This is a genomic window from Caulobacter sp. FWC26, assembly GCF_002742645.2.
In the GTDB taxonomy this organism is placed as follows: Bacteria; Pseudomonadota; Alphaproteobacteria; order Caulobacterales; family Caulobacteraceae; genus Caulobacter.
Window position 1 is genome coordinate 2,465,235 of the sequence record NZ_CP033875.1, and the last position, 25,443, is coordinate 2,490,677.

23 protein-coding genes are annotated in these 25,443 nt (G+C 65.4%); 7 read left to right on the forward strand and 16 right to left on the reverse strand.

Annotated elements, in window-relative coordinates:
* Window positions 1–160 precede the first annotated feature (160 nt).
* From CSW63_RS13270 to CSW63_RS13280, 3 genes are read right to left on the reverse strand one after another with little or no spacing between them, the layout of a single operon-like run.
* Entirely contained in the window at window positions 161–1,909 is a 1,749-nt protein-coding gene (locus CSW63_RS13270) for an adenylate/guanylate cyclase domain-containing protein (protein ID WP_062099937.1), read from the reverse strand.
* 10 nt (window positions 1,910–1,919) lie between these two features.
* Window positions 1,920–2,327 carry a hypothetical protein gene (locus tag CSW63_RS13275; protein WP_062099938.1) on the reverse strand — a complete coding sequence of 136 codons (408 nt, stop codon included), beginning with the start codon at window positions 2,325–2,327 and terminating at the stop codon, window positions 1,920–1,922.
* Window positions 2,324–4,387: a TIR domain-containing protein gene (locus CSW63_RS13280; RefSeq protein WP_062099939.1), complete on the reverse strand. Its 2,064-nt coding sequence runs from the start codon at window positions 4,385–4,387 to the stop codon at window positions 2,324–2,326. The genes CSW63_RS13275 and CSW63_RS13280 overlap by 4 nt, the downstream gene beginning before the upstream one ends.
* Window positions 4,388–4,422: 35 nt before the next feature.
* Between CSW63_RS13280 and CSW63_RS13285 the strand changes: the two genes are divergently transcribed.
* Window positions 4,423–5,169 carry a Crp/Fnr family transcriptional regulator gene (locus tag CSW63_RS13285; RefSeq protein ID WP_062099940.1) on the forward strand — a complete coding sequence of 249 codons (747 nt, stop codon included), beginning with the start codon at window positions 4,423–4,425 and terminating at the stop codon, window positions 5,167–5,169.
* Here the strand turns inward: CSW63_RS13285 and hemN are convergent.
* From hemN to CSW63_RS13350, 12 genes are all read right to left on the reverse strand, one after another.
* Window positions 5,166–6,527, reverse strand: a complete 1,362-nt coding sequence (gene hemN, locus CSW63_RS13290) for an oxygen-independent coproporphyrinogen III oxidase (RefSeq protein WP_062099941.1) — start codon at window positions 6,525–6,527, stop codon at window positions 5,166–5,168. The two genes, CSW63_RS13285 and hemN, sit on opposite strands and share 4 nt — an antisense overlap.
* 53 nt (window positions 6,528–6,580) lie before the next feature.
* The gene (locus tag CSW63_RS13295; protein WP_062100002.1) at window positions 6,581–7,348 is read right to left on the reverse strand and encodes a cyclic nucleotide-binding domain-containing protein; all 768 of its coding nucleotides are present in this window, start codon (window positions 7,346–7,348) and stop codon (window positions 6,581–6,583) included.
* A gap of 179 nt (window positions 7,349–7,527) precedes the next feature.
* Complete coding sequence (locus CSW63_RS13300; protein ID WP_062099942.1) at window positions 7,528–8,172, reverse strand: OmpW family outer membrane protein; 645 nt, start codon at window positions 8,170–8,172, stop codon at window positions 7,528–7,530.
* Window positions 8,173–8,303: 131 nt separating this feature from the next.
* Complete coding sequence (ccoS, locus tag CSW63_RS13305) at window positions 8,304–8,471, reverse strand: cbb3-type cytochrome oxidase assembly protein CcoS (protein ID WP_062099943.1); 168 nt, start codon at window positions 8,469–8,471, stop codon at window positions 8,304–8,306.
* On the reverse strand, window positions 8,468–10,642 hold the full coding sequence (locus CSW63_RS13310) for a heavy metal translocating P-type ATPase (RefSeq protein WP_062099944.1): 2,175 nt from the start codon (window positions 10,640–10,642) through the stop codon (window positions 8,468–8,470). Before CSW63_RS13310 ends, ccoS begins: the two co-directional genes overlap by 4 nt.
* Entirely contained in the window at window positions 10,639–11,139 is a 501-nt protein-coding gene (locus tag CSW63_RS13315) for a FixH family protein (protein WP_062099945.1), read from the reverse strand. Before CSW63_RS13315 ends, CSW63_RS13310 begins: the two co-directional genes overlap by 4 nt.
* Window positions 11,136–12,626, reverse strand: coding sequence for a cytochrome c oxidase accessory protein CcoG (gene ccoG / locus CSW63_RS13320; protein WP_062099946.1), 1,491 nt, complete (start codon window positions 12,624–12,626; stop codon window positions 11,136–11,138). Before ccoG ends, CSW63_RS13315 begins: the two co-directional genes overlap by 4 nt.
* A 5-nt stretch (window positions 12,627–12,631) precedes the next feature.
* Window positions 12,632–13,498, reverse strand: a complete 867-nt coding sequence (gene ccoP, locus CSW63_RS13325; protein ID WP_062099947.1) for a cytochrome-c oxidase, cbb3-type subunit III — start codon at window positions 13,496–13,498, stop codon at window positions 12,632–12,634.
* A complete protein-coding gene (locus CSW63_RS13330; RefSeq protein ID WP_062099948.1) occupies window positions 13,498–13,665 on the reverse strand; it encodes a CcoQ/FixQ family Cbb3-type cytochrome c oxidase assembly chaperone in 168 nt (55 codons plus the stop codon). Before CSW63_RS13330 ends, ccoP begins: the two co-directional genes overlap by 1 nt.
* Window positions 13,662–14,405 carry a cytochrome-c oxidase, cbb3-type subunit II gene (ccoO, locus tag CSW63_RS13335; RefSeq protein WP_062100003.1) on the reverse strand — a complete coding sequence of 248 codons (744 nt, stop codon included), beginning with the start codon at window positions 14,403–14,405 and terminating at the stop codon, window positions 13,662–13,664. The genes CSW63_RS13330 and ccoO overlap by 4 nt, the downstream gene beginning before the upstream one ends.
* An 8-nt stretch (window positions 14,406–14,413) precedes the next feature.
* Window positions 14,414–16,060, reverse strand: coding sequence for a cytochrome-c oxidase, cbb3-type subunit I (gene ccoN, locus CSW63_RS13340; protein WP_062099949.1), 1,647 nt, complete (start codon window positions 16,058–16,060; stop codon window positions 14,414–14,416).
* 430 nt (window positions 16,061–16,490) lie between these two features.
* Window positions 16,491–18,083 (reverse strand): methyl-accepting chemotaxis protein, encoded by a 1,593-nt coding sequence (locus tag CSW63_RS13350; RefSeq protein WP_062099951.1) that lies wholly within the window; start codon window positions 18,081–18,083, stop codon window positions 16,491–16,493.
* Between the two features lie 208 nt (window positions 18,084–18,291).
* Here CSW63_RS13350 and CSW63_RS13355 point away from each other — a divergent pair, with 208 nt between their 5' ends.
* The 5 genes from CSW63_RS13355 to CSW63_RS13375 all read left to right on the forward strand — a co-directional run bounded on the left by CSW63_RS13355 (window position 18,292) and on the right by CSW63_RS13375 (window position 22,927).
* Complete coding sequence (locus tag CSW63_RS13355) at window positions 18,292–18,606, forward strand: hypothetical protein (protein WP_082749834.1); 315 nt, start codon at window positions 18,292–18,294, stop codon at window positions 18,604–18,606.
* Between the two features lie 144 nt (window positions 18,607–18,750).
* Complete coding sequence (locus tag CSW63_RS13360) at window positions 18,751–18,834, forward strand: hypothetical protein (RefSeq protein ID WP_127847013.1); 84 nt, start codon at window positions 18,751–18,753, stop codon at window positions 18,832–18,834.
* 96 nt (window positions 18,835–18,930) lie between these two features.
* Window positions 18,931–20,028, forward strand: coding sequence for a 3-deoxy-7-phosphoheptulonate synthase (locus CSW63_RS13365; RefSeq protein ID WP_062099952.1), 1,098 nt, complete (start codon window positions 18,931–18,933; stop codon window positions 20,026–20,028).
* A gap of 164 nt (window positions 20,029–20,192) precedes the next feature.
* Window positions 20,193–21,371 (forward strand): lactate 2-monooxygenase, encoded by a 1,179-nt coding sequence (locus tag CSW63_RS13370; RefSeq protein ID WP_099503499.1) that lies wholly within the window; start codon window positions 20,193–20,195, stop codon window positions 21,369–21,371.
* A 239-nt stretch (window positions 21,372–21,610) separates the two neighbouring features.
* Window positions 21,611–22,927, forward strand: coding sequence for an MFS transporter (locus CSW63_RS13375; RefSeq protein ID WP_062099954.1), 1,317 nt, complete (start codon window positions 21,611–21,613; stop codon window positions 22,925–22,927).
* 199 nt (window positions 22,928–23,126) lie between these two features.
* On the opposite strand, the gene CSW63_RS13380 is transcribed toward CSW63_RS13375, so the two are convergent.
* A complete protein-coding gene (locus CSW63_RS13380; RefSeq protein ID WP_231737596.1) occupies window positions 23,127–23,930 on the reverse strand; it encodes an aldehyde dehydrogenase family protein in 804 nt (267 codons plus the stop codon).
* Window positions 23,931–23,960: 30 nt separating this feature from the next.
* Here CSW63_RS13380 and CSW63_RS13385 point away from each other — a divergent pair, with 30 nt between their 5' ends.
* The gene (locus tag CSW63_RS13385; RefSeq protein WP_062099956.1) at window positions 23,961–24,731 is read left to right on the forward strand and encodes a LysR substrate-binding domain-containing protein; all 771 of its coding nucleotides are present in this window, start codon (window positions 23,961–23,963) and stop codon (window positions 24,729–24,731) included.
* The last annotated feature ends 712 nt before the right edge of the window (window positions 24,732–25,443 follow it).

Consider the following 25,443-nt stretch of genomic DNA (forward strand, 5'->3'; position numbering starts at 1 on the left):
AGCGCCGAGCTCTGACAACAGACCGAACGCACCCTGTGACAAGGCGCTGTCCGCCCGTCGCCACCAAGCCAGACCTGGCCGACGGCGAACACTTGCTCAAGATCGCGCGCCAAGATGTGCGGATATGCACAAAGCGTCAGGGACAAGCCGAAGAAGGCGCTTAAATCGCGCGGGTCAGACTGAAGATCGGCGTCGCCGGAAATCCCTTGCGCCCTTGCGTCCTGCCGACATAGCCGCAGCGGACCTTGTCGGCATGAAACGTCGCCAGCGCGCCAGCCAAGGCCTCGCTGACGCAGACCGAGCCCGGCGTGGCATCCGGCTCGATGCGCGCGGCGACCACCACGTGAGCGCCGAGAACGGCCGGTGATTTTGTCATGGGATTGGTGCGCAAATGGACCGGTCCGTAGTGACCGCCAATACGAAGGCCAAGACCGCGCGGCAGCCCCAAGCCGCGCATGTCCAGCGCCTGATGCGTTTCGAGAAGCGCCAAGGCGGCGAGCGCCGCGTCGATGGGCTCATCGAACACCAGAAACAGACCGTCACCCCAAGTCTCAAGGTGCAATGGTGGCGCGGCGAGACTTTCGATCGTCTTGGCCAGGCGCCCCATGACCGCATCGACGAAAAGCGGAATCTGATCATCGCGCAGCCCGCCAAAGCCCTGAATATCGGCGAAGAGCATGGCCTTCATCGCCCGGCGCGGGTCGCCCCCCTCCCCGCTTGACCGCGCGATCGGCGCTGGGCGCTCGATCCGCAGCGCCACTCGTCGGCGCCCGCTGCGCCCCCAATAGCTAAGGTCGGCGTGGACGCCCGCGGGACCCGCGCCAACATGGCCGTCCCAGATCGCAAGCTGAATGGCCTCCGTTGCCAAGGTCTGGGCCCGCAAGACCGCGCAGCCCATGGCGAACTGGCTGGAGTAAGCGAAGACCTGCTCATCGCCGAGATAGGGATCCATGGAGGCGAACCGAAGCGTGGTCGCCTGCGCCAGACAACGCTCGAACCGGCGCACCCAAGTATCCCCGAACGGCGCTACGGAGGCGGAGACGAACGACTGCCGTTCTACCGGAAGGACCACATGAAGTTCGGCGCCTGCATCCAAAAGGGCTTCGGCGAAAATGATGTCCGCGCCCGCAGCCAGACCGCCATAGCCAAAGCCGACCTTCTGGACCGATAAGAGTTCGTCCACCCGCTTGCGCAGCGCCCAGCCGGACAAGGCCGTCTGCCCGGTCATGTCCAGGATATGACCGGTGAAGTGCGCGCAAACGGGCGGCCGGAACGGCGACAACCAAGCGGGGTCTGCGCCCGTCTCGCGACACAGCATCTCCAGTTGTCGCAGCGTCGCGGCGTGGGCGGCGTAGGCCTTCGGCGCCAACGCCACCGCGCGGCTCAACGTCCGACACGCCGCTTCGAGATCGCCCACGATAAAGTGTGCCTCCGCCCGACTGGCCGCGTCGTAGTAAGCGGCCTCGCCCACCAAATCCTGTGCCGGCGGCATCGCCAGGGCTGCCTGCGCCAAGGTGGCGGCGGTCTCGGCGTCGCCCGCCACACGCGTCATGGTCGTGGCGTTGATAGCCCCATAGATGCCGCCAAACCGTCGGTGCAGCTTGGTGTACTGGCGGATCGAAGCCTTGGCGAAGGCAAGCCGTCGCGCGCCGTTCGCCCGCAGCGCCACGTCCTTCAGCAACCGCGCGCCGAGCGCGACGGCGTCATGCTCGTCCAAGCGGTCAAGGCCCAGACGCACATACTCCGACCTTGCGAAATCCAAGGCCCCCGCCCGCGCCAGGCAGAGCACGGCGGCGTAGGCCGCCGCGCCGCCGCCTTGACCGGCCGCCACGGCGGCGTGGGCGAGGTCATAGGCGGCGAGGATTTCTCCCCGCCCGATCAGCGCGGCGACGCGCGCCTGGTCGAACATCGCGCCAGGTTCAGGGGACGTGGCCGGCTCCGTTCTCGATGTCCGGATCCAGACAAATCCTTTGTCCTCGGGAGTCCACCATCAGCAGGCTATAGGTGTATTCACCCATCCGCTGGTCCTCGTAGATGATCTTAAAGCGCGACCTGAACGCTGGATCTCCGCCATCGATGGAATACGGCATCCAGACATAGCTGGAGAAATTCACGCCGAAATCCCGTTGGATTTCGATGGGTCTCCTCTGGAAGGACCAACCAGCGTTGATCAGCTGATCGCTCAGCGTGAACACCAGTTCGCACCGCTCGCTTAGGTCCAGAAGCAGCCGCTTTGGTCGTAGCGGATCGATGAAGTTCATGAAGCTATAGCGCTCGTCCAATCCGAGGACGATTTCGACAACTTTTCCGGGTGCTGGCTCTGTCACTTCGAGGGCTCCTGCCTAGTGATTCCACCTGCAGGAGAGTCTGCCCAAAACGCAACAAATCCTGGATGTGCGTAGCCTTGCCTGCTCAGAGTCCGTGCGATCGACAGCGCTTCGCTCTTTCGCCCGACCGCTAGGTAGGCTCTGGCCAAAGTGTCCAGACTTCCCGGCGTCAGCGATCCAAGGCGGGGCGAAAACGTCGCGATCGTGGCCGAGGGTTCTCCGGCGGCCAGCTGGGCGAAACCCAGAAGATCCGAGCGATCCATCGCCGTATCGCGGCTGGCGGGCCTCGACTTCAAGCTTTGCAATAGGGCTTTAGCCAATTCCCTCGCCTTAGCTTCCTCGCCGGCGCGCAGAGCCAGAACGATGGCCTGACGCTCCAGACGCCCTTCGAGGTCGGCACGCCAAATCTTGCCTTGATCAGCCCCCCGCAACCTCGCGAGACTTCTGGCGGCGGCGGCGCGCATCGCTTCAGCCTTCGCGCCCCCCTCCGACCACGTCGTGAAATCCACGATGTCCATTTCCCCGATCACCAGATACTCGCGCCAACGCGTGTTGCTTGGATCCAACGCCGCAAGCTCGCGCAGACGTCGCATGCTGCGGGCCGACCGTTCTTGGGCTTGCTCCAGACGCCCCACGTTGAACTCCAACCGGGCAAGACCAAGCTCTATTCCCATGCTCTTGGCCGCCAGGCGCTTGTCAGTTGGAAAGGCCGCCACGCCTTGGTCGAGCATGCGCGCGGCGGCTTGTCGTTCGGTGAGCGCCTCTAGCGGTCTCGCCGTCGCCTGCAGGGCGTCGGCCAGCCAGGCATGGGTGTTGGCGGTGTCGGTCAGGCGCTTCTTATCGTTGGGAGCCCGCACGCGCTCGGCCTCGAAGATCACGAACGCAGAGCGAAAGGCCTCGAGCGCCTCGTCGGCGCGTCCTTCCTCGAACAGCAGGGTGCCCAGATTGTTCTTGGCGTAGGCCACCTCGATCCGCCACTCGGCCCGATTGGGGTCGATGGCCACAAGCCGTTTGGCCAGCGCCTCGTAGCGCTTGAATCCGAGCTCGGCCTTATCGGCCTCGCCGCGTCGCCATTCCATATAGGCCAGCCAGAAGACGTTCTGCGCCTCGTCGAAGACGCGCTCGCCGTCATTGGGCGACCGCTCCACGAGCGTATGGGTCGTCGCGGCGGCTTGGGCGAAGGCGTCCTGCGCGCCGGCCAAATCCCCCCTCTGCTCGCGGATCGTCCCGAGCAGGGTCTGAGCCTTGGCGCGCTGAGCCAGGGCTTTGTCGTCCAGGCGATCGCTGTCGGCCTTGGCGTAGTAGGCCAGCACCTTGGCGCTGACTCCGTCCAGCACGTCCAGGCGGCCGACCGGCTCGAGCTGTTCGCGCAGATCGCCCAGCATGTAAGCGACCAGCGCTTCGGTCTCATCGCGCTGTTCGCGGGCGATCTGACGCGACTTCAAGGTCGCGACGGTCATCGCGCCCATGCCGGCGGTGACAACCAGCGCCGCCGCGCTGACCGCCGTCATCACCCGAAGCCGTCGACGGGCGTCGCGCTGAACCAGTTGATCCAGGCTCACGCCGAGAAGACTGGCAGCGATCTTGAGCTTGGCGAGCCTGCGTCCATCCGCGTCCTGGCGCAGGTCCACCGCGAGGGGCTCGACGCCTTCGGGAAGCGCCGCGCGCAGGGTCGGCGGCAGCATTTCGGAAAGCGACATCCGCTCCGGCGCCTCGGGCGCAATGACGCTGATGACGCGAGCGGCCCCGCGCTGAGCGACAAAGTGCGCGACTTCCCTGTCGACCCAAAGCGAGGCGGACGCGTGCGGCGAGCACAGAATGATCAGGGCGTCCGAGCAGTCCAAGGCGCCACGAATCGCTTCGCTGAGATCCGGAGTCGCCGAGAGCTCGTCGCGATCGCGGAAAATAGGCTTCAGGGCGCCGGCCAGGACACCGCCGTCCGTACCGCGCAGGCCGCGCGGCGGGCGATAACTCTCCAGCGCGCGATGAAGCCACTCAGCCGCTTTGCGGTCCTGATGACTATAGCTGATAAAGGCCTTGTACCGTTGCGGACTAGCCATTGAACGCCCCCCGATCGACAGCGTGAGCGTACCAGATGACCGTGATTCCCCCGTCCGCTAAGCGTGTCACGCCTGCTGCGCTCAACACCAAAGCGACCGAGGATTACCGGAACAACCGGTTGTTCCGGTACATGGCCGCCGACGAGGTGGAGGGCTTGGCGCCGCGCCTTGAGCAGTTGCGCTATGACAAGGGCCAGATGATCGTGCAGCGGCGTGATCAGGATCAGGGCGTCTACTTGCTGCTGGAAGGGGTGCTGCTCGCCAATCAGTACGCCCGGTCGGGACGTGAGGTCGGCTATCGACGACTGAACCCGGGCGCCTACTTCGGTGAAATCTCCGCCATCGACGGTCTTCCTCGCTCGGTGAATATCGTCGCGCTCGAAGACGCTCGCATAGCTCGCCTGCCCCAGCGGCTCATCCACGAACTGATCGACAGCTCCCCTCGCTTTATGCGGGCCTTACTCGAAGATATGGCCGCGCTGACGCGATCGCTGACGGATCGCCTGTTCGAGTTGACAGCGATTTCGGTGGCCAGCCGCGTGGATATCGAACTGCTGCGCATGGCGTCTGCGGCGAGCGGAGACGGGAAATCGGCAATCATCAACCCCTGCCCAACCCACGCCGAACTAGCGGTGCTGCTGGGCAGCCAGCGAGAACCGGTGACCCGGGAGTTGAACCGCCTCGCCAACCTCGACATCGTCCGACAAACCGGTCGCTCCCTGCACATCCTGGACATGGAAGCCTTGGCCAGAGAGGTCGAGCGGATCGTTGGCGAGCCTTAGACCGCTTTCGCGTGGCGGTTGGCCGTGACGGGAAGCCGCTCGTCGAACGCGGCGGCTACGACGCGCATCAATCGGCGAGCGCTCTCGGGGATCTTCACGACGGCGCCGTCACGGGCGCAAAGGCCCGCGACCGCCAACGCGTCCGTGCTCGCCAGGCAGTCGGACAGGTGATCCGGAGGGAAACCGTGGGCGAGGCAGATCGCCTCGACGTCGACGGCCATGTCGCACATCAGCCGCTCGATGACTGCGGCGCGAAGCCTATCCTCGTCGCTCAGCGCCAGGGCGCGCCCAAGCGGCAGCTCGCCGCGGGCGATCTTTCCGGCCCACTGGTCGGTGGGTGTCAGGTTCTGGACAAAGCCTTCCCGGAATTGTCCGATCGAGGACGGACCGATCGGAACCAGAACCGGCGCAGGATCGTCGGTGTAGCCTTGAAAGTTGCGTCGCAGTCGTCCTGCGGCCGCCGCTCGACTGAGCGCGTCGTTTGGCAGCGCATAGTGATCAAGGCCGATCCGCACATAGCCCGCCTCGATGAGCGCGGCGTCCGCCGCGTCCGCCTGGCTCCAGCGACCGTCCAGATCGGCGAGGTCAGCCTCGCGGATCATGGTCTGGTGCTTCTTCATCCAGGGAACATGCGCATAGCCGAACACCGCGACTCGGTCCGGACGCAGTTCGACGGCCTTTCGCGTGGAGTCATAGACATTGTCGGGCGTCTGCCCCGGCAGGCCGTACATCAGATCGAAATTCAACCCGCCAATCCCGACCGCGCGTAGGCGCTCCACTGCGGTCGAGACCTGCTCGAAGGGCTGGACGCGATTGACCATCGCCTGAACGGCCGGGTCAAAGGTCTGCACACCAAGGCTGACGCGGGTCACGCCGGCCTCTCCGGCGGCGTCGACAAAGGCGTCCGACAGCATGCCCGGATCCAGCTCGGCGGCGATTTCCGCGCCAGGCCGGGGATGGAACGCAGCCTTCAGTTGGACGACGAGCCGCTTGAAGTCGCCCGGGCTCAGCGCGTTGGGGCTCCCCCCGCCGAAGTGCAGGTGCGCCAGACCGTCATGTTCGCCAAGCCGCGCGGCCACCAGCTCGATCTCGCGCGCGAGAACATCCGCATAGGTGCCGACCCGCTCATAGGTGTGGGCGATCGAGGTGTGGCAGCCGCAGTACCAGCAAAGTCTCCGGCAGAAGGGAACGTGGACATAAACCGAAAGGTGATCATCGGGCCGGGTTTTTGCGAACCAGCCGGGAGCCTGCTCGACCTGATGAGCGTCGAACGCGACGGCGGTCGGATAACTCGTGTAACGCGGCAGATTCCGCTCGGCGTGAGCGCGCTGGACAGGAGAAAGGCCGGTATGGGTCATTTTGGTCCAAGAGCTTGCGAAATGGCGGTTCAACGGAGGCTGCGGCGGGGGCGCTAGAGGGCAGCCATCGCCAAGCGCTCCCCCCGGCGGCGTTCGCGTTCGGCCTGGCTGAAGCCTTCGCCGACATCACTGTCGATCGTCGGATCGGGCCGTGCGAGCATGGCGAGCGCATCCGGCTGACGCAGGGTCACCGTCGCGCCGTCAATCTCAACGCCGTGCGGCGTGAGGCTGGCGAAAGCGCGTGACAGGTTCTCGGGCGTCATGCCGAGGAGCGACGCCAGCACACGTTTCCGGCAAGGCAGCCGGATGATCGAGCCACCGTTCTGGCGTTCGTACTGGGCCAGCAGATAGCTGATCAGGCGTTCTCGCGCCGTGCGCAGCTTGCAGTTCTTCAGAGACCGCACGGCGCCGCTGAAGCAGCCGGCCAGCTCCTCCGCGACGGCTCGCCCCAAGGCCGCATCCTCGCCAAGCGCCTGCCGGAAGGCCTCACCGGGAATCATCAGAATGAGGCTCGCCTTGGTGGTTCGCGCGCTCATCAGACTTGGGCCGTCCAGAACGATCGACGCCAGCCCCAACGTCGCTGTCGGCCATAGAAGCGCCAGCGTCGACTCTCGATCGCAGGAGCTGCCCTCCAACTCGATCGCCCCGTCGAGAAGGACGAACAGGAAGTTGTCCGGTTGTCCCTGGCTGGTCAGTTGCGAGCCGCGGGGGAACCGCTGCAGAAAAGCCCCCCGCATCAACCGCGCGAAGACCTCGCCATCCAAGTCCCTGAAAAGCGACAGGGCCCGAATGCGAACCAGATCGGTGTCTTCAACGGACATGACAAAGCTCCTGAGCGTCACCCTCTCTTCGTGCGCCGCCGCGACCCACTCGACCTTGATGCCGATCAATAGACGCGACGATGTTCGTCAGACCACGACGGGCGGGACAAACAAAAACTCCCCGTCGGCGGACCGACGGGGAGCCAGAGAACAGGCGGCCAAGGACGCCTGCCGGGGGGTTAGAATTGGCGTGACAGGCCGATCGAGGCGACGACCGGGTCCAGATCGACCTTAGCCTTCAGAGCGCCGCCGTTGATCTTGGCGTCGGTGCTGAAATAGACCTTCTTGACGTCGGCGTTGATCAGCCAGCTGTTCTTCATCTTGATGTTGACGCCGGCCTGCAGCGCGTAACCCACACCGTCGTCCACCTTCACGGTGAAGCCGTTCTTGTTCTTGTCGCTGTAGAACAGCATGTAGTTCAGGCCCGCGCCGAAATAGGGGCTGACCTGCGAAGCCGGCAGCGGGTGATATTGCAGCGTCACGACCGGCGGCAGAACCCAGGTCTTGTGAACCAGCACGTCGGTGCCGGGACCCTGGGCGCGGATATCGTGCTCCGTGGTGCCGAGGATGGCCTCGACCGCGACCTTGTCGGTCAGGAAGTAGGTGAAGCCCAGGGTCGGCTTCACGTCGTTGCCCACATGCGCCTTGAGGCCCGAGTTGGCGCCGGCGGCGGTCAGGATCGCTGCGTCCTTGGCGGGCGCGACCTGCGTCAGGCGCGCGTGAACGATCAGGTCGCCCTTGGCGTTCGGCGTAAAGTCCTGCGCCTGGGCGGCGCCGACACCAAGCGCACCAAAGGCCACGAGCGAAAGAGCCAGCTTCTTCATTGTCTATCCCCAATTCCCGCGACGTCTTTGTTCCTTGTCGCGAGGGGAATTTGGACGACTTGCTCAGCCGGGTATTTGACCTGAATCAGGCAAATTACATCTATATCCGAGCCCGGATCCTTAAGTATTACTCAATCCGCGCTGGACGGCGGCTTATCATCAAGGTGATCATAGAGAATCCGTTCCGCATCGCCCTTCGGGTCGTCGTACTGTCCCGAGCGCATCGTCCAAAAGAACGCCAGGAGACCCAGCGCGCCCAGACCAATCGACGCCGGGGCCAGGAAAAGCACGATGTTCATCGGCGGAACCTCCCGACGCTGGGACGCGCCGCATTCAACAAGACCACGATCGAAGACCCCGACATCGCAAGAGCGGCGACAAAGGGATTGACCAAGCCGAACATGGCGGCGGGCGTGGCCACCACGTTGTAGAGGGCCGAGAAGGCGAAGTTTTCCAGCGCTCTTCTGCGGGCGTCGCGAGCCGTCTCGATCGACTCGATCACCGCGCCCAGACCTTCGCCCGTAAACACCAGATCCGCCGCGTTCTGGGCGGCGTCGACCGCCGCGCCCGGCGCCATCGAGGCGTGAGCCTTAGCAAGGGCGGCGGCGTCATTCAGCCCATCGCCGACCATGAGAACCTTACGCCCGCGCGCCTTCAGATCGTCGACAATGGCGGCCTTTTCGACCGGTGTAAGGCCCGCACGCCACGCCGTAACGCCGATATCGGACGCAATGTCGCGGACCGGTCCTTCGACATCACCGGAGAGAATCTCGACCGAGAGACCAAGCGCGCTGAGCTTGGCGATCGTGTCTCGGGCGTCACTCCTCGGGAGGTCCTCGAACGCGAAGCGGATCTTCACGTCGCCTTCGAAGCCGAACCACAGTTCGGTCTCGCGAACGCCAGGCTCCTTCACGCCGACGAAGCTCGCCCGGCCCAACCGTGCGCGCCGACCGTCGATGACACCCTCGACGCCCTGCCCGGCCGTCTCGACGCAGTCCTGGGCGACGGGGCCTGCCCCCGCTTCGGCGGCAAGGGCGCGCGCCAGGGGATGTCGCGAAGCCCGCGCGAGCGGCGCGGCGGTTGCGACCAGATGCGCGGGCGCGTCGATCAGCGCCGGACGCCCCTCGGTCAGCACACCCGTCTTGTCGAACACCACATGATCGATCTCGGCCAGACGCTCCAGCGCCGCCCCCGACTTCACCAGAACGCCCTTACGAAACAATCGGCTGCTAGCGGCGATCTGAACGGCGGGAACAGCCAGACCCAGCGCGCAAGGACAGGTCACGATCAGCACGGCTGCCGCGCGCAGCAGCGCCTCGCGCGGACCAAGTCCAAGCGCCCAACAACCGACGAACGTCAGAGCCGCAGCGGTATGGACGACTGGAACATAGAGCGCGGCAGCCTTGTCGGCGAGCCGGACATAGGTCGAACGCGCCTGGGCGCCGGCTTCCATCAGCCGCGCGATGGCGGCCAGCGTCGAGTCCTCGGTGCGAGCGGTGGCCTTCATGACCAGACGCCCGGACAGATTGAGCGCCCCGGCATGGAGGCGCGCGCCTGAGGCTACGGGGACCAAGGCGGTTTCACCCGTGATCAGCGCATTGTCGATCTCAGACGCGCCCTCTTCCACCAGGCCATCGACCGGAATCCGCTCCCCGGGCGCGACGGCGAGGAGATCGCCAACGCGGATTTCGGCGACCGGAACGCCCTGCTCGGCCCCGTCGACAAGCCGCATGGCGACAGGCGTCTGCAGGGCCAGCAGGTCGCGGGCGGCCGAGCGCGCCCCAGCCCTCAGGCGATGGTCCAGGTAGCGGCCGATCAACAACAGAAACAGCAGCGTCACCGCCGCATCGAAATAGGCATGCTTCCCGCCCAGAAGGGTCTCTGAGAAGCTGACAATCAGGGTCAGAATGACGCCAATCGAAATCGGCACGTCCATGTTGGCCTTGCCGCGCTTCAGCGACGCCCACGCGGAACGGAAGAACGGTCGGCCGGCGAACAGCGCGCACGGCGTCGCGACGATCGCCGCCATCCAGTACATCACCGTCAGCGTGGCGGGGGTCAGTTCCTGGCCGAACAGGCCGGCCCAGGCCGGCACGGTGAACATCATCACGTTGCCTGCGCCGAAACCCGCGACGCCGAGGGCCACGGCCAGCTCCTTGCCCTCACGGTCTTGGGCGGCGTCGGCCTCGGCCGGGTCGAAGAGACAGGCCCGGTATCCGAGGTCCTCGACGGTCTCCAGCACCTGCCCCGGATCGGCTGTCTTGTCCGTCAATTCCACGGCGAGCTTGCCAGTGGTGAGATTCAGCCGCGCCGCGTCCACCCCAGGCAGAGCCCGCACGGCCTTCTCGATCTTGCTGATGCACCCCGCGCAGCGCGCGCCGCGCACCAGCAGCTCAAGCCGCCCGCGTCCCGTATCGTCGCGACGAACGAAGGCCTCCAGATCGCGATGCAGGGCAAGGCCGTGGCTCATCGCGACACCAAGCGGGCTTCCAGCTCGAAGCTGTTCTTGGAGTCGCGAGCGACCGCGCGGAGGTCCCAGGCGCCATCCAGCCGAGCGGTGGCGCGATAGCGCCCGTCGCCGAGAGGCTTGAAGTCGAGGGATTGCTTGCCTGTCTCTGTGGCCGGCCGCTCTAGCGAGCCGGTCAGGGAGAGCCGCTCCAGAGGCTGGCCGGCCCGATCAAGGACGCGAACCACCACTGCCTTGCCCTGCTCGGTTTCCACCGCCGCAGACCACCCCAGGCTCGCCTCTCGCTGTCGCTGGGCCAGGGTCTGGTTGAAGGCCAGACCCGCCTCGTAAGGGTTGGAAGCGACCTGGCCGGAGAAGGTCCGATAGGCCAAGACCATGAACACCACGTCCACCGCGATGACCAAGGCGAAGAAGGCGACGACGCCGATCAGGACATGCCAGCCGGTGATCTGCCCCTTGCGCGAGGCCGGGTTGGGAACGGTTTGCGCGGCGACGGTCATTGCGGGTTCGCGGCTCCTGAAAGGAAGACGGTCTTGGATTCTGCGGTGACATCGCCAGACGTGGCGACGAAGCGGCCCGGAACGCTGGCAGGCAGATCAGCGCCGGCGGGTGCAGTGACGAACACCCGGGCGGAAATCACCTGGTCGGCAGGGACGATCAACGTGACCTTGCCACCCGTCTGACCCGGCTGGCTCAAACGCGCCCCCGGCACGCCCTCAAAGGCGACGTCGAAGCGGCGTTCGGCGAAGGTGCGGTTCGTAATCTTCAGCGTGTAACCGTCCCGGACGGCGCCGTCGTGCATCCGGACAAAGATCGGATTGCGATCCCGGATGACGTGGAGATCCGCCTTGGGACGGGTGACGAGCGACCAAAGGGTCAGGCCACCGACGATGGTGAGGGCGACGGCGTAGTAGATCGTGCGTGAACGGACCGGCTTGTAGACCGCCTTCTGGCCACAGGTGCGGGCGGCGACCGCAGCGTCGGTGTCGTAGGCGATCAGTCCGGTCGGCCGACCCAGCTTGCCCAGGATGTCGTCGCAGGCGTCGACGCAGAGACCGCAGTTGATGCACTCTAGCTGCGAGCCGTCGCGGATATCGATGCCCATGGGGCAGACCACGACGCACTGGCGACAGTCGATGCAGTCGCCACGGCCTTCCCAGCTCTGGCCCTTCTTGTGGGCGCCGCGCGGTTCGCCACGCTCGCGCAGATAGGTCACTTGCAGCGAGTGCTGGTCCAGCATGGCGCCCTGGATCCGGGGCCAGGGGCACATGTAGGTGCAGACCTGCTCACGCATCCATCCAGCGAAGATGTAGGTCGTAGCCGTCAGCAGGGCGCACGACACGTAGGCGGTCGCGGGCGCCTCCCCGGTCCAGAACGTGCGGATCAGGGTCGGCGCATCGTGGAAATAGAAGATCCAGGCGCCGCCGGTGCCAAAGGCGATGCCGAGCCAGACAAGGTGCTTGCCCGTCTTGCGCCAGAGCTTGTCGAAGGACCAAGGCGCGGCGTCCAGGCGCATCCGGGCGTTTCGGTCGCCCTCAAAGAGGCGCTCCACAACGATGTAGAGATCGGTCCAGACGGTCTGCGGACAGGCGTAGCCGCACCAGAGGCGCCCAAACAACGCCGTGGTCAGGAACAGCGCCAAGGCTGCGGCGATCAGCACCCCGGTGAAGAGATACACTTCCTGCGGCCACAACTGAATGTCGAAGAAATAGAAGCGCCTGCCGGTGAAATCGACAAGCGCGGCTTGCTGCGGGAAGCCCTCCGGCCGCTTCCATCGGATCCACGGCGTTATGTAGTAGACGCCAAGGGTGGCGATCAGCAGCGCCCACTTCACCATCCGCCACTTGCCGTGGACAAGCTTAGGATAGATGGGCTGGCGCGGCTTGTAGAGGCCGCCCTTGGCGTCACCCTTGCCCTTGGCCCGTTCGGCGGCCGAGACCGCCGAACGGTTGTCGGGCTTACGCGTGTTATCAATAAGCGTGGGCATGGGCCCTACTGACCGCCCGCGTTGCTGTGGATGTAGACGCTGAGCGCCTTGATGGTTTCGGGGCTCAGACGGCCGCCCCAGGTGGGCATGACCCCGCCGTTGCCGGCGTAGATCTGGCCCCGGATAGAGGCGCGATCAGAGCCGAACAACCAGTCGGCGTCGGTCAGGTTGGGCGCGCCCAGTTCCTGGTTACCTAGGCCCTGAGGACCGTGGCAGGCAGAACATTGCGCCTCGAACAAGGGCGCGGCGCGAGCGACCGCCGCCGCGTCGGCGGGTCGACGCGACAGGCTCACCACGTACTCGGTCAGATCGTCGATCTGCTTGGGCTGAAGCATCTCGTCGCGGCCAAAAGCCGGCATCTGCGACATGCGAGCCCCTTCCGCGCCCGTGCGGACACCGTGGGTGATGGTGTACTGGATGTCCTCCAGCTTACCGCCCCACAGCCACACGTCGTCGCGGAGGTTGGCGTAGCCCTTGGAGCCCGTGCCGCCGATCCCGTGGCAGGTGGCGCAGTTGTCGCCGAAAACCGACTGGCCAACCTGCTGGGCGTAGGCCAGGAGCTTGGGGTCCTTTTCGATCTGTTCAAGGCTGGCGGTGCGCAGCATGGCCGCGCCCTCGCCCCGTTGCTTGTCCAGCGCCTTAAGCTCTTGCCCGACCTCGGCCCGGTCGGACTTGTTGAGCAGGCCCTTGGTGTAGCCGTGCAGGCCCGGCCAGGCCGGCATCAGCACCCAGTAGCCGATCGAGAAGGCGATGGTCGCGTACCAGATCCACAGCCACCAGCGGGGCAGCGGGTTGTCGAGTTCGCGAATGCCGTCCCACTCGTGGCCGGTGGTTTCGACGCCGGTGGCGTCATCGATCTTACGGTCGGCCATCAGGGTTGCTCCCCGTCGTCCAGCGGCATGCGCGCGGCGTGTTGGAATTCGGCCTTCTTGGAGGGCCGGAGGGCGTAGGCGACACCCGCGAGGAAGATCAGTCCGAAATAGATCAGACCGGCCTGCTGCGCGAAGCGCGCCACGGTTTCATAGGAGAGACCGCTCATCGTTGGTTCTCCGGCGCATGAGCCTTGTACGACTTGAAGTCGACGGTCGTGCCCAGCATCTGCAGATATGCCACCAGGGCGTCCATCTCGCTGATCTTGTTGGGATCGCCGTCGAAGTCGCGGTTGACGACCTTGGCGTCGTAGCGACCACGCAGGGCCACGGCGTCCGTCGAGAACGGATCAGCCTGAGCCTCGAGATCCTTCTTGGCGTTGGTGATCTGATCGGCCGTATAGGGCACGCCGACCGTCTTCTGGGTCTTCATGCGATCAGCGATGTCGCTGTAATCCAGCTCCTTCTTGGCGAGGAACTTGTAAGGCGGCATCACCGACTCCGGCACGACCGATCGCGGATCGATCAGGTGGTCGCGGTGCCAGCTGTCGGAGTACTTGCCGCCGACGCGCGCCAGATCAGGACCCGTACGCTTGGAGCCCCATTGGAACGGGTGGTCGTACATGCTCTCGGCGGCCAGGCTGTAGTGGCCGTAACGCTCGACCTCGTCGCGCAGCGGGCGAACCATCTGCGAGTGGCAGAGGTAGCAGCCTTCCCGGACGTAGATGTCACGGCCGGCCAGCTCCAGGGGCGTGTAGGTGCGCACGCCCTGGACCTTTTCAATCGTGCCCTGCAGCCAGAACAGCGGGGCGATTTCGACCAGGCCGCCAATCGAGACGACCAGGAGGATCCCGACGACGAGCAGCAGCGAATGCCGCTCGAACTTTGCGTGGTGCTTCCAGATGGACATCAGAGACCTCAGGCGATCGCGTTGGCGGGAACAGCCGAAGCGTCGGCCGGCGCGGCGGAGGGCGAAGCGATCGTCTTCCACATGTTGACGATCATGATCAGAGCGCCGCTCAGGTACATGAGACCGCCGACCGTCCGGATGACGTTCTCGATGTGCTTGGCCGAGACCGTTTCAATGAAGCTGTAGGCGAGGAAGCCTTGGGGGGTGTATTCCCGCCACATCAGGCCTTCCATGATGCCCGACACCCACATCGCGGCGATGTAGAGCAGGATCCCGGTGGTCGCGATCCAGAAGTGCCACTCGATCAGCTTGTTCGAGTACATGCCGGGCTTCTTCCACAGCCAAGGCACCAGGCAATAGACCGCGCCGAAGCTGATGAAGCCGACCCAACCCAACGCGCCGGAATGCACGTGGCCGATGGTCCAGTCGGTGTAGTGGCTCAGGGCGTTGACCGCGCGGATCGACATCACCGGACCTTCGAAGGTCGACATGCCGTAGAAGGCGATCGAGACGACCATCATGCGGACCACCGGGTCGGTGCGCAGCTTGTCCCACGCGCCCGACAGGGTCATCAGGCCATTGATCATGCCGCCCCAGCTGGGCATCCACAGCATGATCGAGAAGGTCATGCCCAGGGTCTGAGCCCACTGCGGCAGGGCCGTGTAGTGAAGGTGGTGCGGACCGGCCCAGATGTAGATGAAGATCAGCGCCCAGAAGTGCACGATCGACAGGCGATAGCTGTAGACCGGGCGCTCAACGCGCTTGGGCACAAAGTAGTACATCATGGCCAGGAAGCCGGCGGTCAGGAAGAAGCCAACGGCGTTGTGGCCGTACCACCACTGGACCAGGGCGTCCTGCACACCGGCGAACACGCCGTAGGACTTGTGGTTCAGAAGGCCGACGGGCACGCCGGCGTTGTTGACCAAGTGCAGCAGCGCGATGGTGACGATGAAGGCCAGATAGAACCAGTTGGCCACATAGATGTGGGGTTCCTTGCGCTTCCAGATCGTGCCGAGGAACACCAGCAGATAGGCGACCCAGACGATCGTGAGCCACAGGTCGGTGTACCATTCGGGCTCGGCGTACTCCTTGCCCTGGGTCGCGCCGATCAGATAGCCGGTCGCGGCCAGCACGATGAACAGCTGATAGCCCCAGAACACGAACCACGGGGCGATGCCGCCAGCCAGCCGCGCCTTGCAGGTGCGTTGCACGACATAGAAGGAGGTCGCGATCAGGGCGTTGCCGCCGAACGCGAAGATCACCGCCGACGTGTGCAGCGGCCGCAGACGGCCAAAGTTCAGGAAACCCAGCTCAGGGAAATAGAACACCGTCGGCCACGAGAGCTGGGCTGCGATGATCACGCCGACCAGAAGGCCGGCGGCGGCCCAGAACATGGTGGCGATGACGCCCGCCTTGACCACGTTGTCTGAGTATTGATCGGGATGATCCAGAAGCGTCCCGCCGGCCATGCCGGCGTTCAGCACGAAGGCGGCAATGACGCCGGCCAACGCGATCGTTCCAGCTTGCAGCTGGAAGATGGGATCATGGCTTAAGCCAGCGCCGAGGATCGCCAAGAAGGCGCCGACGACGGAAATGGCGAGAAGCGCTCCAGAGCCCGCTGGCGGGCCGGCGCTTCTAAGTGTGGTTGCGGACATACGGACTCCCTGGGGCGAACCTCACCCCTGGATGTCACGCTCCGACTCCGCCGGCTTTGATGCGCATCAAAGCCGGCTTCCCAAGCCCGGGTCATGGTGCGCCTACGTCATGGGAGATTGATCGCGTGCCCCACCTTGAGGTCTTGATCCGAAACAGCGTTCCGCTCAGCGGCGCGCTGGCCTTGGTTAGCTGGGCGATCGCGCTTGGCGAGGCGGCGCCGCGCCTGCTGACGGGCCCCCTTTGCACCTCTGCTCAGGATAGCTGGGCGTTCGCGGGCCACTGTCCGGCATGCTATGTCGCCGTCGGCATGACTCTCACCGCACTCGGGTTTGCGTTGAACGCGCGTCGTCAACCGACTCGGGAAACCCTCAGCGTCGAAGCCGGATAAAGCAGCGAAGAGGCGGACGATCAGCCTGAGACGTCTGCCTGCTAGGCCGCCCGACGTCCCGCAGGTTTTGCGCCGCCGATCTTGAATAGACCCATGCGATCACTGAGGTCTTGAGCCTCAGAGCGCAAGGCATGAGCGGCGGCCGTGGTTTCCTCCACCATCGCCGCATTCTGCTGAACAACACGATCCATTTCGCCGACGGTGGTGTTCACCTCCCGCAGGCTTTGCGCCTGGTCGTAGGCGGATCGAGCGATGGCGTTCACCTGCCCATCGATCTCGGCGACCCGGGCGACGATCCTCTGCAGCGCCTCGCGCGTGCGGGCGACGCGTTCCACGCCTGCCGATACTTGGGCGGTGGAGGCGCTGATCAGCGTCTTGATCTCGCTGGCCGCGTTGGCGGATCGTTGGGCCAGGGCCCGGACTTCCTGCGCCACGACGGCGAAACCCCTGCCGGACTCCCCTGCCCGCGCGGCCTCCACGCCGGCGTTCAGGGCCAGCAGGTTGGTCTGGAACGCGATTTCGTCGATGACGCCGATGATCCGCCCAATCTGACCGGAGGAGGTTTCGATCTGGGTCATCGCGTCGACCGCCTCGGTCACCACCGGATCGGACCGCTCGGCCTCAAGTCGCGCCCCTTCAGCCGCAGCATTCGCTTGTCGCGCATTTTCGGCGGTCTCGTTGACCGCGACCGTCACCTGGCCAAGGGCCGTGGCGGTCTGGACAAGGCTGGCGGCTTGTTGCTCGGTGCGGCGCGCCAATTCGTCGGAGGCGCGGCTCATATCGTTGACGCCGGCGCTCATCGTCGAAGCACGCGTGGTCACATCACCCATCGCGGCCTCAAGGCGTTCTAGCGCCTGATTGAAGTTGACGCGGAGACCTTCATACCGCTCCGCGAAGGCCTGGTTCAGGCGCGAGGTCAGGTCGCCATCGGCGAGCTTGGTGATCGCGGCGTCCAGTTCGGACACGACGAGGTTTTGCTCGGCTTCCATCGCCGCCTTGAGCGCCGCGCGTTCCGCGACGGATTGCTCGCGCGCGTTGCGCTCGGCCACGACCGCCTCGCGGGCTTCCTCGGCCTGTCTGGCCGCTCGCTCGGCATTCTGAGTGCGCGCTGAAACAGCCGAGAACAACCGCGAAACACCCGCCGTCATCCAGATCAGCGACCAAGCTGTGGCCGCCGTGACCCCGATCGCGAACCCGGTCGCCATCAGACCGCCCCCGCCGCCCAGCGCATGCGGAGAAGCGAGTTCGGCGCCGACATGGCAAGCCGCGACGGCCAACGCGGCGGCCGCTATGATCCGCCACTCCCCGTAAGCCACCAACAACGCCAGCGCCGCGAGGAAAGCCATGCGCGCTTCCGACTGGAGAGGGCTGCCGCTGAACGCGAGGACAAAGAGGGCGACCTGGCCTACAAGAACAAGCGCCGAAACAAGGCGTTGGCCGAAGTGATCCGCTGCGAGCCGATAAGCGGCGAAGGCCACGAGAGCCAGAACCATGGCCACGCCCGCCAGCTTGAAGACGGGATTGCCGGCGACGAGGCTGGCCAGGGGAGTCAGAGCCACCATGGCCGCGTTGCAGGCCAAGACCAACTTCCCGCCCGTGCGCCGCTGCGCCTCGATGCTGTCGAACTCGATCATAGACGCCCCTCTACTCGCTCCGGCAAGCATTGATCGTCGGGGTTAACCGTCCATGACCTCAGCGTCGGGGCGCACGATTTGTCGCATACGTAGTGTTACGGAGGGTGGAGCCGATTCCCATGACACTGCTTTGAAGAACCGAAGTACTTGACCGCGAACGCCGATCTGCGATCCCCTGCGAGTCCTATTTCGAAACGGAGCTCTTTCGATGCGCATCGCGACCGGCCTTGTCCTCGCCGCCCTGCTGGCGACGCCGGCCTTGGCTCAAAACGCCTCGCCACCGCCCGCGGCCGCGACCGCCCCCGCCTTCTCGGCGGACACCCCCCTGGAAGCGGTGGTCGCTGACCCTGCGGCCAAGGCCGCCTTGGATAAGACCCTGCCCACCGTCGCCAAACATCCGGCGTTCGACCAGTTCAAGTCGATGAGCCTGAAGCAGTTGCAAGGCTACTCGGAGGGCAAGATCACCGACGAGATGGTCGCCAAGGTCGACGCCGACCTGAAAGCGCTCTCGGCGAAGCCGTAACCACCAGACAACGCCAGACCTTGCTGGGCGTATGGATTCGGCCGGGATGGAGCGCATGTCCTAGTGCGCTTCATCTCTGTCGGATCATCCGCCCCCTAACTTCCAGGCGTGACATCCGCCAAACTTGCCTCTAGGCTTGCCTGGATGACCCTCGCCGCCTGCCAACAGCAGTTTTGGTATTTTAGCTATCCGACGCCTCTGGCGCCGGGAGGGGATCGTTTGGCCTGACACCAGGACCATCGAATATCTTCACCAGCCGCCAGGGGTCCCCCGGGCGGCTTTTTTGATGGCCGCCGGACCTCCAAATTTTCCGGAGCCGCGTCCATGCCTTCCACGTCCACCGCCCACCTTGTCACCCTTCCGGTCCCGACCGACGACCTGCGAATCGAGAAGCTCCAGACCTTGAGCCCGCCCGCTCAGGTGATCGGAGAAGCGCCAGCCACATCCTCCGTGGCCGAGATCGTCGGCGACGCCCGCCACGCGGTGCATCAGATCCTGCAAGGCGAAGACGACCGCCTTGTCGTGGTGATCGGCCCGTGCTCGATCCACGATCCCAAGGCCGCCGTCGACTATGCCCGTCGCCTTGCGGTGGAGCGTGAGCGTCATGCTGGCGAGCTCGAGATCATCATGCGCGTTTACTTCGAGAAGCCGCGCACGACGGTCGGCTGGAAGGGGCTGATCAATGATCCTGGCCTGGACGGCGGCTTCCGGATCAACGACGGCCTGCGCCTGGCGCGCCGCGTCCTGCTGGATGTCAGCGCCCAGGGCCTGCCCGCCGCCTGCGAGTTCCTGGACGTCACGACCCCGCAGTACATCGCCGATCTGGTAGCCTGGGGCGCGATCGGCGCCCGCACGACGGAAAGCCAGATCCACCGCGAGATGGCGTCGGGCCTCTCCTGCCCCGTGGGTTTCAAGAACGGCACAAACGGCGATGTAAAGGTCGCGGTCGACGCGGTGACCGCCGCCGCGCAGCCTCACCACTTCCTGGCGGTCACCAAGGAGGGACGCGCCGCGATCGCGACGACGAAGGGCAATGGCGACTGCCACCTCGTCCTGCGCGGCGGCAAGACGCCGAACTACGACGCCGCCAGCGTGGAGGCCGCCGCCGAAACGCTCGCAAAGGCCGGCCTGCCGCCCCGGATCATGGTCGATGTCAGCCACGCCAACAGCGGCAAGAACCATGAGAACCAGCCCGCGGTGATCGCCGATGTCTGCACGCAGGTGAGTGCAGGCGCCTCGCCGATCATGGGCGTGATGATCGAAAGCAACCTCGTCGCCGGCCGCCAGGACATCGTCCCCGGGCAGCCCCTCACCTACGGCCAGTCGGTCACCGACGCCTGCGTCGACTGGGAAACCTCGGTCCGGCTCCTGGAGGACCTGGCGAACGCGGTGCGGGCGGGCCGGAACGCGCGCGGCGGCTAGCACACCATTGCGCCCCCTGCGCCGCAGCGGTTCAGGGGGTGTTTCAACGAGCTTCCCCGTTGGCTGGCGCGAAACCCGCCGCGCCTGCTAAACGCGCTCTTCAAACACGCGTTCGGCGCGCTAGAGTGGGTTGGCGGAAAACAACAATAAGGCAGGCTCGCGCCATGGCCCACTATGGGGACTACCAGAACGAAATCTATGGCGCCGGTCTGCAGGGCGTCCGGCCGAAGTGGCCGGTCGATTTCAGAAACCTGGAAATGCGGGCGACCGCCGCGATGTCTCCGGATCTGCTCAGCTACGTGCAGGGCGGTTGCGGCGACGAGTTCACGCAGCGTCGCAACGCCGACGCCTTCCACGACTGGGGTGTCGTGCCGCGCATGATGGTCGACGCGTCAAAGCGCGATCTCTCGATCGATCTGTTCGGCCTCAAACTCCCGACGCCGATCTTCATGAGCCCGATCGGGGTCATCGGCATGTGCGCGCAAGACGGCCATGGCGACATCGCCACCGCCATCGCCGCGCAGCGAACGGGCGTACCGGTCATGGCCTCAACCCTGGCCAACGATCCGGTCGAGGCGGTGGGCGCGGCGCTTGGCGACGGGGTCGGCTTTTTCCAGCTCTACACGCCCAAGGACCGCGAGCTGGCAGAAAGCCTTATCCGGCGCGCCGAGGCCGCAGGATTCAAAGCCCTGGTGGTGACGCTGGACACCTGGGTCACGGGCTGGCGTCCGCGCGACTTGAACGACGCCAACTTTCCCCAGCTTCGGGGCCACGTCCTGCAAAACTACTTCACCGATCCGCGCTTTCTGGCGCTGCTGGGTCGCCCCGTGGCGGAGGACCCCGCCACCGCTATCCGCACCTGGGGCGGCCACTTCGGCAAGACGCTGACCTGGGATGACCTCGCCTGGCTCAGATCCGCCACCAAGCTTCCGATTGTGCTCAAGGGCATTTGCCACCCCAACGACGCGCGCCGCGCGATAGATCTCGGCGTCGATGGCGTGTTCTGTTCCAACCACGGCGGCCGGCAGGCCAATGGCGGCATCGCTGCGATCGATCTCCTTGAAGACATCGTCGCGGCCAGCGGGAATACGCCTGTCCTATTCGATTCCGGGGTGCGGTCGGGGTCGGACGTCGCCAAGGCGCTGGCGATGGGAGCCCGTGCGGTCGGGATCGGTCGTCCCTACGCCTACGGACTGGCGATCGGCGGCGTGGATGGGGTCGTCCACGTGTTGAAGAGCATCCTGGCGGAGCTGGACCTGCTGATGGCCGTTGACGGCTTCCCAACCCTCGCCGACCTGCGCGCGGCCGGCGTGAGACCTGTCCGAAAGGCGGGTATCCGTTAGACGGCTTCTCGACGCGCGGGTGCGCAGGGCTACCTGGTTGACGGCCGTGCTTGGCTTGGCCTGGCCCCTCCGGCCAATGAACAGCATCAAACTGATATCGCTCCCTCAGCATGCAGCGCGGCGGCCCCTGTGTTCGCGGCGCCTAACGACAAGCTCGTCCGGCCCGATCGGGCCTTCGTAAGAGAAGTGTCACGTCCGTCGCCTAAGGCTCCACGGGCGCATACTTTCAGGACAAGCCGATGCCGCGCCCACGGGTCGCCCCTCAACGCGCCTTCTTGCTGGTCTATGGCGCAGCCCATGGCGCCAAAAGCCTGATCTGGCACGCGAGCGAATTCCTGTTCGCCTTTTTCCTCACCGAGGCCATTGGACTTTCGCCTGCGTATGTCGGCCTGATGCTGGGCTTATCGCTTGTGCTCAACGCTTTGATGGATCTCTGCGTGGGCTGGACGCTTAGACGATGGGTGTCTAACAGCCTGCGCGCCTCGCGCCTTCAGTTGCTGGGAGCCTGGATCAGTGCCGCTATGCTGCTGACCTTCGCTTTCACCGGGCAGCTTCCTCCAGGCCTTCGTGCGGACGTCGCCCTGACCAGCCTGCTAGCCTTCCGCCTAGCCTACCCCTTCTACGACAATCCGCAGAACACCCTGCTCGCCTTCGCCACACGCGACGATAGCGGCCGGGCTCGCCTGACGGCCGCGCGTTACGTCGCAGGCGGCGCCGCGCGGTTGCTGCTTGCCGCTAGCTTCGCGCCCATGATGATCGGACAGCCGGCCGCGATTCAGTCGAACCGGTTCGGAGTCCTCTGCCTGGCCATGGCCTTGGCGGCTGTCGTCACCGCCGGCGGCCTGCAGACTTTCGTCCGGCGGTGGCCGCATATTGAGTTGCATGGAGAGCGACGGAATCTGCAGGCCGGCGCGCGCGGCGGGGAGACCGCGCCGCTGATCGCATTGCTTGCGATCGCCTTTACCCTCTCGATCTCGGGGTCGCTGTTTGGGCGCCTGGAACCTTATTTCGCAGCCTTCGCGGTCCGTCACGTGATCAACGCCGGCGTCATCATGTTGGCCGCGACAGTGGGGTCCCTGCTCAGCCAGTGGATTTGGGCGCGCGCGGCGCACTATCTGGCGCTGGCTAATCTGCTGAGGGTGGCGCTTGTCGTGCTCGCCGCCGGCGCAGGCCTCTTCTACGTCCTGGCGCCGCTTGGCGTGGCTTGGTCGGCCGCCGCCTGCCTAGTCTACGGGATCGGTTCCGGCGGTGTGCACATGTCGCTTTGGTCCCTGCTGGCCGGTCGCGCGTCGGCCTTGACCGGCGCGTTCACGGGAACAGCCGCCTTTGGTCTTTTCACCTGTTTCTCCAAGCTAGGTCTGGCCTTCGCGGCGACGGCGATGGGCATAATCCTGGCCGGGGTCGACTACCACGATCAGATCCTGGCGATGGGGCCGGTCTTCGCGGCGATGGCCGCCGCGCCTGTCGCCGGGGCGCTCGTGATCGGCCTGCTCACGGTCAGCTTCCGGGCCAGGGCGCAGGGCCTTTCGCAGCCACGGGGAGCCTGGCTGCACTAGCGATGATCAGAGAAAGTAGCCGGCGCGCGCACGGGCAGGATCGCCGCGCCCACCGCCGTGGACTTGGCCGACACCTGGGCGGTCAGGACCTACGGTGCGGACAGCGGAGCATTCTGGTGAACCGGACGGTCTTCCTGGGGCCACCGGATGGCCACGGCGATCCGGCGAGCCAGGGCGGCCGGCGCGTCGGCTGCCGACGCTAGGCGACCATACCGACCAGCCGGCATACCAGCTTGATGTCTAAATAGTCTTCCAAACCCAGATGCGAGCCTTCCCGACCAAGGCCGGACTCTTTAACCCCGCCGAACGGGGCCACCTCGGTTGAGATTAGACCCGTGTTCAGACCCACCATGCCATAACGCAGCGCCTCACTCACTCGGGCCGCGCGATCGATATCACGGGTGAACATGTAGGCCGCCAGTCCGGCCGCGGTGTCGTTAGCCATGGCGATCGCCTCGGACTCGTTGGAGAAGCGGATCAGCCCGGCGACGGGGCCGAAGGTCTCCTCGCGACAGAGCAAAGCGTCGCGACGAACGTTGGCGATCACCGTGGGGGCGTGGAAATGGCCCACGCCGTCGATGGGCCGCCCGCCGGTGGGCACCTTGCCGCCGCCGGCCAAGGCATCCTCGACATGCTCCACGACCTTTCTTAGGGCAGCCTGATTGATCAGGGGTCCCTGATCCGTCGGCCCGTTCAATCCCGACCCCACCACCATCTTGCCGACCTTGGTCGCCAGGCGTGGCGCGCGACGAGTTCCAAGTTGAGAACCATGCGTAAGACCCTTGTTCAGGCTGCTGAGGATGTCTCCTCTTGGTGACGCAAAAGGGCCAAGCGTGACAGGCGACAAAGGGGGCTGATATGGTAACCTCAGGTCACCACCGATGAGCTTCCTAGCCATGCCGATGTCCTTGCCGCCCTTCGCCATGATGCGGGCGTTTGAAGCCTTTGGGCGCACTGGGCCGCGGCCGACCTGCGCCTGAGCCATGCGATCGTCAGCCGCCATTTGAAGGGTCTCGAAGCTTGGCTTGGGATCATGCTCATCGATCGAGAGAGCGGCGCCCTCACCGCCGCAGGCCACGACTACCATCTAAGCGTCAACCGGGCGCTGGAGAGCCTTTCGGGCGCAACGGTCGCGGCCATGCGCGGGGCCCAAGGACGGCTGGAAATCTGGAGCGTGCCGGGCTTCGCCTCCCTCTGGCTGAACGGGCGGTTGGCCAGCTTTCGTCAGGACCACCCCAAGATCGCGCTCGACCTTCGTCCTTCTGAAACCGGAGCCGAGCTCGTCCACTTGCAGGCTGACGCCGATATCCGCTTCGTGCGCGACGTCGATGCGCGTGCGGCCGCAGGGAACGTTCAGACCCTGGTTCTGGCGCGCCCCGAGTTTTTCCCAGTGGCGGCCCCTGCCCTCGGAGAACAGTGGGGCCCGCGCCTTGGACGCCTGGAGGATCTTTTGAGCGCGCCACTGCTCCAGGAAGAGGACGATGGGGACTGGCGCGCATGGTTCCTTGCCCAAGGCGTCGACGCGCCCGTGCCCGCGCCGGTCGCCAGGCTTTGGCAGGCGCATCTGGCGCTGGGCGCGGCGCGGGAGGGTCAGGGCGTGGCGCTTACCAACGCCTTCCTGGCCCACGAGGATCTAAGGTCGGGGCGTCTACGACGACTGACCCTGGGATCGGGCGGGCAGCCATCTGCGACAATCGGCGCCTATGTCCTGTCCGCGCGTTCCGACCGCTGGGAAAGTCCGCCCCTGACGCGGTTTCGCCGCTGGTTGATCGAGGCTTGCGAAGCGGACCTCTCGGCCTTCTAGGCCGATCGACGCCCGCCCCGAGCGTCCGTTCAAACGCCTCAGCGCTTGAACATGGCGTTGTACTTCTTGATCGGCCCCGGCTTGGGCACGGTTCGCTGACATCCCGCCGCGCCTACTTCGGCTGATGCGCCTCCAAGCGGACCGCCCATCAACAGCCGCTTGGAGGCCGGCAAGGAGCAGGTTCTCCGTCGCAAGACGCAAGTCGCCGCCCCTTATCGTCCGTAAACAAAGCTTTCGTAAGGAGGAGAAGATTAGCGGCGCTGTCGTGCGCCGTCGCGCTCTAGCGCAGGCCTGGCGCGCCTTGTCGGATGAAACCGATAACTACGAGTACGCTATTGTACTCCATAGGCTCTCTAGGAGGGACAAGGGGCGCAAGCGTGGCCCTCGAGTCAAGCACCTGCTCACCTGAGCGCCGCGCCGAGACGTCCGCCTCGCGCCACTAACGGACGTTGGCGCGCCTCCGGCAACAAGACATCCGGTTAAAGCGCATCACTCAGATTGCTCCTGAGCTGGTGAGGTGATGATTGACTGCAAAGAGCGCGACAGGTTTCCTTCACCTCCGCAGAGAGGAGATGTTCGCATGCGCTCTACGCCGCTCACCTCCGACGAAGTCGAAGTCCTTCAGGACGTTAGAAAGATTGGAAGCCTAGTCCTACAACCCGAGGCTCGAAGCTTCGCCCATGCCAAGAGTCTGACGGATAGGGGCCTGCTT